Here is a 13,337-nt window from a genome sequence, read left to right on the forward strand (position 1 = left end):
TGACGAAGTCTCCCACAGGGGAGAAGTTAAACGAAATTAAGCAGCGCCAATTCGTGTGCGACGCGGGGTAGCGAATGATTTTCCGACTGCAGTTAGCTCGGTTGCAACCTGCGCCTTGATATTTTCTTCAGATTTTAGAAGAGCGCTAAGCGCGGCGATAGTTGTTTTGAGTTCTTTCTGTTCAGTCTCAAGTTCGAGTTTGCTCATCTTGGTCAAACGACGAAGCGGCATGTCGAGGATATAAGTTGCTTGTTCATCATTTAACTTAAAGTCCTTGATCAACTTCTCTTTGGCAGCGGCTGCATCATCGCTACCGCGAATAATCTTGATTACCTTATCGATATCAATGATCGCCTTAAGCAGACCATCGACCATTGATAGGCGACCTTCGGCCTTGGCTTTGCGATATTCAGAGCGACGACGTACAACTTCGATGCGGTGATCGATAAAGACTTGTAGCAATTCCTTAAGTCCAAGAGTTTGTGGGCGACCCTTAACCAAGGCAACAGCGTTAATGGCGAAGGCATCTTCCATCGGAGTTAACTTATAGAGCTGTTCTAGAACTGCCTCTGGTTCAAAGCCGTTCTTTAGCTCGATAACTACGTTGGTTCCGGTCTGGCCATCAGTTAGATCGATGATGTCTGAAATACCTTGAATCTTCTTCGCCTTAGCAAGATCTGCAATACGTTCAACAACTTTTTCAGGGCCGATGTTAAATGGAAGTTCCTTAATGGTGATACCCATCTTGCGAGAGGTAACTTTGCTGATTTCAACAGATGCGCGAACCTTAAATGAACCCTTACCGGTGGCATATGCCTCGCGTACGCCTTCGGCGCCAACGAGTTCTCCGCCAGTTGGAAAGTCTGGCCCAGGGATGTGCTTCATCAACTGATTAAGCGTCGCCTTAGGGTTATCAATTAAGAACTTAGTTGCAGCGATAACTTCACCTAGGTTATGTGGCGCCATATTTGTCGCCATACCAACTGCGATACCTGAACCGCCATTTACCAAAAGGTTTGGATACGCGGCAGGAAGAACAAGTGGCTCAAGCAATTGGCCGTCGTAGTTTGGACCAAAATCAACGGTGTCTTCATCGGCTTCAGCAACCATCGCCATTGCAGCGTTGGCTAGACGAGCTTCGGTGTAACGCATCGCTGCAGGGCCAGAGTCGAGTGAACCAAAGTTTCCGTGGCCGTCGATTAGTGGAACCTGCATTGAAAAAGATTGCGCCATACGAACAAGTGCATCGTAAATCGCTGAGTCACCGTGTGGGTGCAACTTACCCATTACTTCACCGACAACACGTGCGCTCTTCACATGGCCGCGCTCTGGACGAAGACCCATATCGGCCATCTGGTGCAAGATGCGGCGGTGAACTGGCTTTAAACCATCGCGCGCATCAGGAAGTGCTCGTGAGTAAATAACTGAGTATGCATATTCAAGAAATGATTCTGACATTTCAGATGAAACATCGATATCTACAATCTTGCCGGGATATTCACCGGGCTTTGGACCAACGACCTTCTTCGCCTTGGTCGATGCTGCGGCTTTCTTTGCTGTTGCCATGCGCGCATTCTGCCAAGATAACTAGCTAAATCGCGGTACCTACACGCGGTCTGCCGCCGACGATTGCAACACAACCTGCCGCTAACTCTCCACCTGCCTGTAAAGCAGCGGTTAAATCGTGGTTCATCGAATATGAGGCGATAAATCCGGCGGCAAAACTATCTCCAGCCCCTGTTGTATCAACAACGGTAGCTGCAACTGCAGGAAGGCTAATGGAATCAAAACCGCGTGCTTTGGCGATAGCGCCAGCAGAGCCGCGTTTAATTACGACAACCTGCGAGAAATCAAGCAGGTAATCAAGAGCGCGTTCAATATCAACTGAGCCAGTTAAGTAAATCGATTCTTCTTCATTTAGGAATAAAACATCCATCATTGAAAACCAGTTATGTAACTCTTTATCTGCAACATCTTTCATCGCACCAACAGATGCGGGATCAAAATAAATCGGTAGCCCATCTGCCTTGATCTTCTCAATCATCGCTAAAACACCATCACGGGCTAAGGGATTGAGAAGCGCGTAACCAGAGATGTAAACAGCTTGAAATGAACCCAGATCAGGTAGGTCTGTCACGGTTAGTCGTGAATTTGCACCTTTATCCGGAAACATAGTGCGCTCACCTGATGAGTCAACAAGAACTACAACAACGCCGGACGTTTCACCTGGAATTATTAGATCTCCATGGTTTACGCCTAAGGCATCGAATTCTGCAACGATCGCAGCACCTGCTGGATCATCTCCAACGTGGCTAACGATTGTGCTCCGTGCATCGGTACGAGTTAGCCAAGCGGCGACATTTCCTGCGGCTCCACCACTGCTGGTGCTGATGCGGCTTGCGGTATCGCTACCGAAATTAATTTTTTGGGGAGAAACGTTTATGCGGGCGATGACATCGAGCATTACATCGCCGATACACAGAACGTTAATTGTCATTTAAATACCTAAGAGTTAGTGCTGCTGCTTAGCAACGGCGATATCAGCGGCAAGTGCTGAGTTCGATTTAATAATTTCGATATTTACTGAAAGCGATTCGCCTTCGCTGGCGGTGTGGAAATGCTCGAGAAGGAAAGGAGTTACCGCCTTGCCGACAATCCCCGCTTTACGTGCACCGGCTAGTCCGCTCTTCAAAATCGCATCATGGCGCTTGCGATCCATCTCGTGCTTTACCGGATTTGCGACAACCAACGCGCTCTTATTGGTCTTTAGCGCCTCACGTGAGTGAATGATTTGTGCGATCTCGGTAGCGCTTTCCACGCGATGTTCGATTGTAAAACCAGAATCAGTTAGGTAGAAACCTGGAAAGGCCGTTGTCTTATATCCAACTACGCCAATGGCTAGTGTTTCTAAACGCTCTAACGTTGCTGCCACATCGAGAATCGATTTAACACCAGCACATACAACAGTGATATCTAATTGTGAAAGCGCCGTAAGGTCGGCAGACTCATCAAAAGTTTCATTGGCATCGCGGTGAACTCCGCCCAAACCACCAGTTGCAAAGACTCGGATTCCAGCAAGTGCGGCTAAATGTGCTGTTGCAGCAACTGTTGTCGCTGCGCTCTTCTTGCTCGCCGAGATAATGGCCAAGTCGCGACTAGATGCCTTAGCGATGTCATCGCGATTAGCAATTGCCTTTAATTGGTCATCGGTTAAGCCAATATGAACAACTCCATCGATTACCGCAATAGTTGCTGGAACTGCGCCATGATCACGGACGATATCTTCGACTTCACGCGCTACCTCTAAATTTTGTGGGCGCGGCAGACCATGACTGATGATCGTTGATTCGAGTGCAACTATTGGTTTTCCTTCAGCCAGCGCTGCAGCAACTTCGGGCGATGGAGTAAAAGGCATACGGTGGCTCATAAGCCCAACCTTACCCGTGAGAAGATACCTCCGTGCATCTCTCGCAAATCACTCCTTCGCTCTTTGCCAGCCTAGGTTTAGCCGATGCCAGTGATCAAATAAATTGTGGTGCTAGCCCCAACGGCCGCGAACTTCTCTTTCTTGTAGATGGCTTAGGCGCAGATGCAGTTGAAAAGTTTTCTAGCTATATCCCAACACTTTCCGCGCTGATTCGCCACGGCGCTGTGCGCACTTCGTTTCCTTCAACGACGGCGACAAGCCTGGCAACGCTAACTACAGGTGTTAATCCCGGAACCCACGGAATGTTGGGTTACACCGTGCAAGTTCCACGCAGTGGTGGTCGCATTCTTAACTCACTTAAATGGGATGAACGCGTTGATCCAACAATTTGGCAACCTGTCCCGACTTTATTCGAGCGCGCAACGGCTGCAGATATCAACGTTACCCATGTTGCGGCAAAGCGTTATGAAGATACTGGTTTCACGCGCGCAGTCTTTCGCGGTGCAAATTACCGCGGCGCCAATATCCACGAAGATTTAGTTACCGAAACTGTTGAGGCGTTAAAGAAGACGCCATCATTTGTTTATCTCTATGTAAATGAACTAGATGTTGCTGGCCATAGCGATGGAGTAGGTTCAGAGAAATGGTTGGCTGCTCTTGTTGCAATCGATCAGCTAGTTGCGAACTTACTGAAAAAACTTCCACGTAAAACCAGGCTTTGGTTAACTGCCGATCACGGCATGATCAATGTCGGAGAAAAGATAGTTATTGGCCAAGACAATGACTTAGCCACTGATATCGCAACGATTGCCGGCGAGCCTCGTGCGCGCCACCTTTATTTGGCAGATGGCGCTCCGCTTAGCGCACATAAAGAAGTGGCATCGCGCTGGGAAGAATATTTGGGGGAGAAGGCCACTATTTATTTACGCGATCAAGCGATCGCAGCAGGGCTCTTTGGTAGCGATGTCTCACTTGATGCATCAGATCGCATGGGTGATGTAATCGCAATCGCACATGGCGAAATGATCTTGATCGAAGCCGAACGCGAAAAACAAGAAGGCGCAATGGTTGGCCACCATGGCGGAGCAACAGATATTGAAAGCTTTGTACCGCTGCTAACTCATGTAACGAGTTAGTTTTCGGGGGTTGGTTCCTCGGTAGTTTTACGGCCAAACATAATTTCATCCCATGAAGGAACTTTGGCGCGTGCAGTAATTCCATCTTGGCTATCGCCAGGTGCAGGGGTCTCGCGAATTGAAACCAATCGTGGTGTTTCACGGCTTACTTCTGCTTCAAATTCTTCATCTGTCGGATCGTTATCTGGAAGATCATCAAGGATGGAAGAGATGCTGCGCACTGGTGCGCTATCGATACGAATTGGTTCGCGTGGTTCTGTGCGTTCTTCAATACGTGAAGGATGTGATGGCTCAGCATAAACCAAACCAGGTTCGATACGGCGTACAGGTGCTGCTTCACCGGTCATCCACGCCGCGTTGTCATCGAGCGGAGTAATTGAACGGCGATGGGTATCAAATGAGAACTGTGCAGATCCAACGCCATCGCGGTTTGGATAGTGGAGTTCGATTGTCCAACTGCCATCTTCTAAACGCCAGGTGTTCCAATCGATCGCATCGATATCTACGCCGCGTGGTGCAAGTTTTGAAATAACGATGTCGAGAAATGTTGGCGCATCTTTAGCGGTCTCTTTACCATCGCGACGTGGAGTCAGACCATGTACTTGATCGATAATAAATAAACGCTCTTGCAGAATTGGACCAGAAAAACGTTCGACTTTATCTACTGAAATATTTCCATCGCGTGCAATTACTTCCATAGTTTCGCCTGCGCGCAGACGACGTTGAATCTCTTTAACGCTCATCACTTCGTTCTCGTCGCCAACTGGGACTGAAGTCAAACGTGGTTGGTTTACCGTGGCGCGCAAAGTGTCGCTGATTCGCAAAGTGTGTTCATTTCCATCGTTATCGGTGAGCGCTAGGTGCACCCCATCTGGGGTCTTGCCGGTTAGGCGTAGCTCACTCATGTGGGCGAGAATACCCGCAGAGGGTGAGAAAGTCGGGCAGGGTGAGCCCTCGGCTGAGCGGGAGGAACTGGCCGATTTACGCTCGACGCCCCTTCTATGGCAAGATACGCAGTCTGCACAACACTTTTAGTTACGCTTGTAAACGCTTAAAAATAGATGAGGACCTTACGATGAATATTCTCGATGCCGTTGATGCGAAGTCACTTCGCCATGACGTCCCACAATTTCGCGCTGGAGACGAATTAAAGATCCATGTCCGCGTTATCGAAGGTAGCAAGAGCCGTATCCAGGTCTTCCAAGGAATCGTTATCCGTCGCCAAGGCGATGGCGTTCGCGAAACTTTCACAATCCGTAAGGTCTCTTACGGCGTTGGAGTAGAACGTACCTTCCCAGTACACACACCAGTTATTGAAAAGATCGAACTCGTAAAGAAGGGCGATGTACGTCGCGCCAAGCTTTACTACCTCCGCGATCTTCGCGGTAAGGCTGCCAAGATTCGCGAAAAGCGCGATGGCATCGAAGGCTACGGCGATGGAATCCTTTCAACTCCTGAGAAGGAAGTAATCGTTGAGGCGCCTGCTGCCGTGGTTGAAGAAGTAGTTGTTGAGGCTCCAGTAGTGTCCGAGCCAACTGCGACCGAAGTTGTGGCAGAGGTTCCAGCTCAAGAAGCGACTTCAGACGTTGTGGTTGAAGCTGCAGCTGAAGACAAGCCTGCTAACTAAGTAACTCTTCTCTAATGCCACGCAAGGGCTCGCTATTACGCGAGTTACCTATTCTTGTTGTTGTCGCGCTCGCAGTTTCGCTCGTCATCAAATCATTTCTAGTTCAGTTCTTCTACATCCCTTCTGGGTCGATGGAGAACACCCTTCAGATAAATGATCGCGTTGCGGTCAATAAAGTCCCATTCATTAGCAAGTCAATTAATCGCGGAGATGTAGTTGTCTTTCGCGATCCAGATAACTGGCTACCTGAGCCATACAGTGCAGATGGAAATAAATATATAGCCAAGATTAAAGAAGGCTTTGTTGCCGTTGGCGTCCTACCAAATCCAGCAAAGCAATATCTGGTTAAGCGAGTAATTGGCGTTGCCGGCGATAAAGTCGAATGCTGTGCCAAGAGCAAGAAGTTAATGATCAACGGCATTGAAATTGATGAGCCGTATATCTTCGCGGGAAATACACCGAGTGATACTAAATTTAATGTCACCGTACCTGAAGGCAAAATCTGGGTTATGGGAGATCACCGTGGCGCCAGCGCTGATTCACGTTTCCATCAAGACGATATAAATCAAGGAATGGTGCCAACTTCTAAGGTAACCGGACGGGTTATCGGAATCATCTGGCCGCTAAAGAATTTTGGATTAGTTGGCTCTTACTCTTCACTTAAGTAGTTAGTTGCTTTAAATGGTGAAGGTAATTGAATCGCTGCTAATTGAAGCGGGGATAACGCCACTTGCCGGAGTAGATGAGGCAGGACGCGGTGCATGCGCCGGACCCCTAGTGATTGCATCAGTTGTTTTAGCCGATCCCTTTGCGCCAGAGTTAGCAAAAGTTCGTGACTCTAAAGACGTATCTGAAGCAGAACGAGAAAAGTTGTTTGATCTCGTAACTTCTGCGGCGCTTTCTATTAGCGTGATAACAGTGCCTGCGGCCGAAGTTGATTCTCGCGGTGTGCACGCGGCAAACCTCGATGGCATGCGCCGTGCGGTGCAGGGCTTATCGGTCACACCTAACTACGTGCTTACAGATGGTTATGCCATTGAAGGTTTAGCGATTCCCAATGTGGCAGTTTGGAAAGGCGACCAAGTCGTTACATGCATTAGCGCTGCTTCAATTATCGCTAAAGTTACTCGTGACCGCATAATGCGCGAATTAGATACTGAATTCCCAAATTATGGCTTTGCCAAACATAAGGGCTATATCACCAAAGTCCACACCGAAGCGTTGCAAGAACACGGCCCGTGTATAGAACACCGCCGCTCTTTCGCAAATATTGCAGTGCTCCTTTAATTATTACCCACAAGCGCTTTCAGCTTTGGATTAACTGTCTGGACCTTTCTCTAACCTGCGCGCCATGGGCAAAGTAGGCGAGAAGAAGAACAATCAAAAGACTGGTGCATTTGGCGAACAAGTAACCGCTGATTACTTAACTGCGCGCGGTGATGAAATTCTCGACCGCAACTGGCGGGTGCGCGAAGGCGAGATAGATCTAGTTTCGCTAAGCAGCGATGGCATCTTTCACTTTATCGAAGTTAAGACTCGTTCTTCACTTGCCTTTGGCCACCCCTTTGAGGCAATCAATCGCGATAAAGCCCATCGCATGCAACGTTTAGCACTTGCTTGGCTTGCCACCCACGGATGTCTAGGTTGCGAATATGCGATCGATGTTGTGGCTGTTCTTATTGCAGTCGATGGAACACATACCTTGGAATATCGAGGGGCGATCCTATGAGCCTTGGTCAAACGACTTGTGTTGCTCTGCATGGCCTCGACGGTGCGATTGTCACTGTTGAAGTAGATATCGCTGATGGCCTGCCGATGTATTCGCTACTTGGATTACCGGATGCGGCGCTTAACGAATCTCGCGATCGAGTACGTGCAGCGCTAATTAATTCAAATGAAGTCTGGCCCAACAAGAAAGTAACTGTCTCGCTATCGCCTGCTTGGTTACCAAAGAGCGGTTCGGGTTTTGATCTATCTATTGCGCTAGCGATTTTGATCGCTCATGGTGCGCTGCCGCAAGAACCACTCGAAGACGTTGTTATCTTGGGCGAGCTGGCACTTGATGGTCGTATCCGTTCGGTGCGCGGAGTACTGCCAGCGCTAATTGCGGCATATAAATCAGGGATCAAAAGGGCTCTTGTTTCGCCAGAAAATTATGGGGAAGCATCGCTCATGACACAGATGGAGATCTTAACTTTCCCAAACCTGGCACAAGTTCTACGTTTCTTGCGAACCGGAGAAATTACATCTGCGCCGCAACTTGATCTAGAACTTTCAGTAGAAGAAGTTCAACCGGATTTCTCCGATGTTGCAGGTCAAACACGTGCTCGATTTGCAGCAGAGGTAGCAGCAAGTGGGGGACACCATTTGCTCTTGATCGGTCCACCAGGTGCGGGTAAGACGATGATTGCAGCGCGGCTGCCAACTATCTTGCCCGCGCTTGGTATTGATCAAGCACTTGAAGTAACGGCAGTTCATTCAATTGCGGGTTCTCTTGGAACTCGTTCGCCAATGTCTTTAGTTGCGCCAATAGTTTCGCCACATCACAGCGCATCACGCGTTGCCATGGTTGGTGGTGGATCGCATGCGATAAAGCCAGGTGCTTGTTCGCTGGCACACCACGGGGTTCTCTTTATCGATGAAGCCCCCGAATGCGCAGTTGGAGTCTTAGATTCACTCCGCCAGCCGTTGGAATCCGGAACGATCACGATTGCACGTAGCGTTGGCAGCATTACCTTTCCCGCACAATTTCTCTTGGTGCTTGCCGCTAATCCTTGTCCGTGTGGAAAGTTCACCGGTAAAGGTCGGGCATGTATCTGTTCCTCACTTGCGGTGCGGCGCTATCTCGGAAAGTTATCTGGACCGTTGATGGATCGTATTGATATGCGTGTACAAGTCGAGCCCGTTAGCCGCACTGAAATGGCGCAGACCGAACTCGGAGAAAGCAGCGCAGTTATTCGCAATCGGGTGGTATCTGCAAGAGCTACTGCAGAAGAGCGATTTGCAAACGAGAGTTGGAAGTTGAATTCGCAAATTCCATCTCGGGCACTGCGCACGACATATAAACCTGAACGCGCTGCCATGAATTTTCTCCACGACCAATTAGAGAAAGAGTTGCTCACTGCGCGCGGATTACACAAGATCATCCGCCTTTCGTGGACTCTGGCAGATCTTGCCGGCCACACAATTCCCAACCTTGCAGATGTGCAACGCGCTCACCAACTACGAGAGGGATAAGAGCTATGAAAGAAATCCAGGCCCGGCTCGCACTCTTTGCCGCGATTGAAGGTGGTCATGTTTTCTGGAGCCAAGAGGTCGCAACTTATGGTTCAGATCATGTCTATAAGAAGCTAATCGCAGACGGTTATGACGGAGTTAAATTCGGAAAGACGATAGACCGATTGCGCGCTCTTAAGGTAGACGAAATTGCCAAAAGCATTGAAAGCGCAGGTGCGATCTTCTTAACGCCAGAAATGGCGCAATGGCCCGAGCAATTAAATGAACTCGCCGCTCCACCAATTGGTTTAATTGTGAAAGGCGATATTGATGTATTGCAAGAACGTGGCCTCGCAATTGTCGGAACGCGCAATCCCACGCCTTATGGAATCCGTAATGCTGGAGATTTCGCTGCTGGCTTTGTAGATCGCGAATGGACGATTATCAGCGGTGGAGCATATGGAATTGATTCAGCAGCACATAAAGGTGCGCTTATTGCCGAAGGATCAACAGTTGCGGTGCTTGCTGCTGGAATAGATGTTGCATACCCGGCAGGAAATGCTCGGCTATTTGCTGAAATCTGCGAGAACGGTGCACTGGTCTCAGAAGTTATTCCTGGCGCCCATGCAATTCCGTCACGTTTTCTAACGCGCAATCGAATAATTGCTGCGCTTTCCCAAGCGACCTTAGTCGTTGAAGCAGCCTTTCGTTCGGGCTCACTTCGCACTGCACGCGATGCCGCAGAGCTAATGCGCCCAGTGATGGCGATACCTGGGCCGATAAGTGCGCCAACATCTGAAGGCTGTCATCGCTTAATCGGCGAACGCGCTGCTGAGTTGGTTACATCTGTTGGAGATGCGATTGAGTTGATTTCTACCCTCTAAAAATTTGGTTTAGGCAATGCAAGCGCTTAATGAGAGAATAAGCGCATGAGTGAATTCCGTTCGGGCTTTGTTGCAATTGTCGGCCGCCCTAACACCGGAAAATCAACTCTCATCAACGCACTTGTCGGTAGCAAGATCGCAATAACCTCACCGCATCCCAACACCACGCGCCATGCCATTCGCGGCATCGTAAACCACCCAACTTTCCAAGCAGTGCTCGTTGATACCCCAGGTATCCATAAACCAAAGACTCTGCTCGGTCATCGCCTAAATGCAGTTGTCGGCGAGAGCATGGATTCAGTAGATATCGTTTTGATGTGCCTGCCAGCAGATGAAACTTCTGGGGGAGGAGATGTATTTCTTGCCCAAGAGATTGCCAAACACCCGCGCGCTAAGAAATTCGCACTAGTTACTAAGACAGATTTAATCTCTAAGGAGAAATTGGCCCTGCGTCTAGCCGGAATCAACGATCTCGCTAAGGGATTTACATGGGATGAGATCGTTCCGATCTCTGCAGCGATACATTCGCAGATCGATTTATTGGCCGAACTTATTGGTAAAAGCCTGCCGGTTGGCCCAGCCTTCTATCCCGAAGGAATGAAGAGCGATCAAGATCAGCAGCAGTTGATCTGCGAGTTAATTCGCGAAGCAGCCATGCGCGATGCTCGTGAAGAACTTCCGCACTCGATTATGGTGACAATCGATGAGATGTCAGAGCGCGATGAAAAAGGCTCACGACCATTCTTTGATATTCATGCAACTATCCACGTCGAACGCGATTCGCAGACCGGGATCATCTTGGGCCATAAAGGCGAACGGTTAAAAGATATTGGAATGCGCGCACGCGCAGATATCGAACGCGAACTTAACGCGCGAATCTTCTTAGGGCTACATGTAAAGGTATCTAAAGAATGGCAGCGCGATCCTAAGTTGTTACAGCGTTTAGGATTTGGCGAAAACTAAGCGCTAGTTCTGCGGCTTGCTAGATATGAGCCGATCAAAACCAGTGGTAGTCCAACAATAATTCCAACGGTTAGCGGTTCATTTAAAATAATTACGCCAAGGATTACCGCAAAAGCGGTATTCATATAAGTAACCAGCGATGCGCGGGTTGGCCCGATTTCAGCCATCACTGTGAAGAAGACGGCAAATGCGACTCCGGTTGATAAGACTCCGAGTGCGATTAGCGAATAAATCGCCTCATTACTTATCGCGTGATCTGGCCAGAAGAAGAGCGCTGGTGAGTAGAAGACGGCAGTCATCACCATGGCGATACCGTTGATCGCAATGCCCGATCCATCAGGCATCTTGCGCGTAATGTAGATAACGGCGAAGGCGTAGCCGATAGATGCGGCGATTACCATCAAGATTGATAGCGGATCAGATGAACCGGTGATGCTCTCAATTCCTACAAGTAAGAAGACGCCGAGAAAACCGATAGCGATTCCGAACAAGCGCTTTGGTTGCCAGACAGATTTATCACCGTAACGAGATGCAATAAGCGTCGAAAAGATAGGTACTGAGGAAACGAGCAAACCAGCTAGCCCAGATGAGATCTTCTGCTCTGCTGTTCCGATCAGAATCCACGGACCAACCATTTCAAAGAGGGCATAGACCGCTATGAAGCGCCAATGCTTAATCGCGGAAAAGAAAGTTTTGTCGTAGATCGCAATTGGAATCAGAACTAGCGCTCCGATAAATACACGACCGAAGACGACGATGGCGGGAGTGAATCCGTCTTGCGGATCAACTGCGACCTTAATAAATAAATACGGGATACCCCAGAGAAAGCCAGCCAAGATAAAGAGGATCAAATTACGGCGCGACATGAGTCGGGGTGCTCCAGTGCTAGAAAGTGTTTTGAATTAACGCAGCACGCTGCGATAGAGCGCAATAGTAGCCTGTGCAACAGCATCCCAGCCAAAGTGCGTTGTGGCGCGTTCGCGACCTGCTTTTCCATAGCGCTTAAGTAGTTCTGGATCTGCCAATAAACGAGTAATCGCTTGCGATAAATCACACTCAAATTTGGCGTGATCTTCGGTGTATTCAACTAATTCACCAGTTTTTAAGTGATCGACAACTTCTGGAATACCGCCTACGCGTGAAGCCAGAACTGCGGTTTGGCATCCCATCGCCTCCAAGTTAACGATTCCGAGTGGTTCATAGATTGATGGACATAAGAAGAGTTCGGCTTGAGTTAACACAGCGGTTAACTCATCGTGCGGCAACATATCTTTGATCCACCAGATGTTTTTGCGAGTTTTCTGTAGTTCAGCAATTAGATCAGCAACTTCTGCGCCAATACTTGGTTCATCGGGGCTTCCGGCGCAGAGTACTAATCCATATTCGGCAGGAACAGATTTCCAGGCTCGCAGCAAATGAGCTAAACCTTTTTGACGAGTAATACGACCAACAAATGTGGCATAAGGCCCAGTGATTCCATACTTTGCCAAAACCGATGGATCAGGATTTGGCGCAAACTTTGCAACGTCTACTCCATTGCGAATGGTGTGAACTTTACTTGGATCAACGCTTGGATAGGCGCTTAATACATCAGCGCGCATTCCATCGCTGACTGAGATAATTGCTGCCGCGCTTTCGTAAGCTGTCTTTTCCGCCCAAGAAGAAATCTGGTAACCACCACCGAGTTGTTCGGCTTTCCATGGGCGCAGCGGTTCAAGTGAATGCGCGCTAACAATGTGGGGGATTCCGTAAATCAGTGATGCGGTATGTCCTGCCATATTTGCATACCAAGTATGTGAATGTACGAGCTGCACGCTCTCGAGATTTGTTGCGATTGCCAGGTCTGTTGCGATCGCTTGAAGTGCAGGATTTGCAGATGTGAAGCCGCTGGGAACGTCATATCCAAAAGCGCCGTCGCTACGTTCTCCACCAAAGCAATGCACATCTACCTCAACACCGCTTACGGATCGAAGCGCTTGCGTCAATTGGAAGACATGGACGCCGGCTCCACCATAGACCTGAGGTGGCCATTCTTTGGTGACAATGCCGACTTTGAGATCGCTGCTCATAGATCAGAGCCTAAA

The 13,337-nt window shown here is 48.9% G+C and carries 13 protein-coding genes and 1 pseudogene; 8 read left to right on the plus strand and 6 right to left on the minus strand.

Annotated features, from left to right (window positions below; all coding sequences use genetic code 11):
• Window positions 1-54: 54 nt before the first annotated feature.
• From A1s21148_RS02700 to A1s21148_RS02710, 3 genes and pseudogenes are all read right to left on the minus strand, one after another.
• Window positions 55-1,566: pseudogene (locus tag A1s21148_RS02700) on the minus strand (DNA gyrase/topoisomerase IV subunit A); the annotation flags it as partial.
• A 25-nt stretch (window positions 1,567-1,591) separates the two neighbouring features.
• A complete protein-coding gene (locus tag A1s21148_RS02705) occupies window positions 1,592-2,497 on the minus strand; it encodes a carbohydrate kinase family protein (RefSeq protein WP_095670942.1) in 906 nt (301 codons plus the stop codon).
• A 15-nt stretch (window positions 2,498-2,512) separates the two neighbouring features.
• Window positions 2,513-3,427 carry a pseudouridine-5'-phosphate glycosidase gene (locus A1s21148_RS02710; RefSeq protein WP_223299417.1) on the minus strand — a complete coding sequence of 305 codons (915 nt, stop codon included), beginning with the start codon at window positions 3,425-3,427 and terminating at the stop codon, window positions 2,513-2,515.
• Between the two features lie 32 nt (window positions 3,428-3,459).
• On the opposite strand from A1s21148_RS02710, the gene A1s21148_RS02715 reads away from it, so the two are divergent.
• The gene (locus tag A1s21148_RS02715) at window positions 3,460-4,563 is read left to right on the plus strand and encodes an alkaline phosphatase family protein (protein WP_095670944.1); all 1,104 of its coding nucleotides are present in this window, start codon (window positions 3,460-3,462) and stop codon (window positions 4,561-4,563) included.
• On the opposite strand, the gene sepH is transcribed toward A1s21148_RS02715, so the two are convergent.
• On the minus strand, window positions 4,560-5,468 hold the full coding sequence (sepH, locus tag A1s21148_RS02720; RefSeq protein WP_095670945.1) for a septation protein SepH: 909 nt from the start codon (window positions 5,466-5,468) through the stop codon (window positions 4,560-4,562). The two genes, A1s21148_RS02715 and sepH, sit on opposite strands and share 4 nt — an antisense overlap.
• 170 nt (window positions 5,469-5,638) lie before the next feature.
• Here sepH and rplS point away from each other — a divergent pair, with 170 nt between their 5' ends.
• The 7 genes from rplS (at window position 5,639) to era (ending at window position 11,253) form a co-directional block, all read left to right on the plus strand.
• Entirely contained in the window at window positions 5,639-6,190 is a 552-nt protein-coding gene (rplS, locus tag A1s21148_RS07615) for a 50S ribosomal protein L19 (protein WP_095670946.1), read from the plus strand.
• A gap of 14 nt (window positions 6,191-6,204) precedes the next feature.
• Entirely contained in the window at window positions 6,205-6,858 is a 654-nt protein-coding gene (gene lepB / locus A1s21148_RS02730; protein WP_095670947.1) for a signal peptidase I, read from the plus strand.
• Window positions 6,859-6,871: 13 nt separating this feature from the next.
• On the plus strand, window positions 6,872-7,477 hold the full coding sequence (locus tag A1s21148_RS02735; protein ID WP_095670948.1) for a ribonuclease HII: 606 nt from the start codon (window positions 6,872-6,874) through the stop codon (window positions 7,475-7,477).
• A 64-nt stretch (window positions 7,478-7,541) separates the two neighbouring features.
• Entirely contained in the window at window positions 7,542-7,919 is a 378-nt protein-coding gene (locus A1s21148_RS02740; RefSeq protein WP_095670949.1) for a YraN family protein, read from the plus strand.
• Window positions 7,916-9,427, plus strand: coding sequence for a YifB family Mg chelatase-like AAA ATPase (locus A1s21148_RS02745; protein WP_095670950.1), 1,512 nt, complete (start codon window positions 7,916-7,918; stop codon window positions 9,425-9,427). The genes A1s21148_RS02740 and A1s21148_RS02745 overlap by 4 nt, the downstream gene beginning before the upstream one ends.
• A 5-nt stretch (window positions 9,428-9,432) precedes the next feature.
• Complete coding sequence (gene dprA, locus A1s21148_RS02750) at window positions 9,433-10,290, plus strand: DNA-processing protein DprA (protein WP_223299418.1); 858 nt, start codon at window positions 9,433-9,435, stop codon at window positions 10,288-10,290.
• A gap of 45 nt (window positions 10,291-10,335) precedes the next feature.
• Entirely contained in the window at window positions 10,336-11,253 is a 918-nt protein-coding gene (gene era / locus A1s21148_RS02755; RefSeq protein WP_095670951.1) for a GTPase Era, read from the plus strand.
• On the opposite strand, the gene A1s21148_RS02760 is transcribed toward era, so the two are convergent.
• A complete protein-coding gene (locus A1s21148_RS02760; protein ID WP_095670952.1) occupies window positions 11,250-12,119 on the minus strand; it encodes a DMT family transporter in 870 nt (289 codons plus the stop codon). The genes era and A1s21148_RS02760 overlap by 4 nt on opposite strands.
• A 36-nt stretch (window positions 12,120-12,155) precedes the next feature.
• A complete protein-coding gene (gene glgA, locus A1s21148_RS02765) occupies window positions 12,156-13,322 on the minus strand; it encodes a glycogen synthase (protein WP_095670953.1) in 1,167 nt (388 codons plus the stop codon).
• Window positions 13,323-13,337: the final 15 nt, after the last annotated feature.

The sequence above is a fragment of the Candidatus Planktophila lacus genome, from assembly GCF_002287925.1.
In the GTDB taxonomy this organism is placed as follows: Bacteria; Actinomycetota; Actinomycetes; order Nanopelagicales; family Nanopelagicaceae; genus Planktophila; species Planktophila lacus.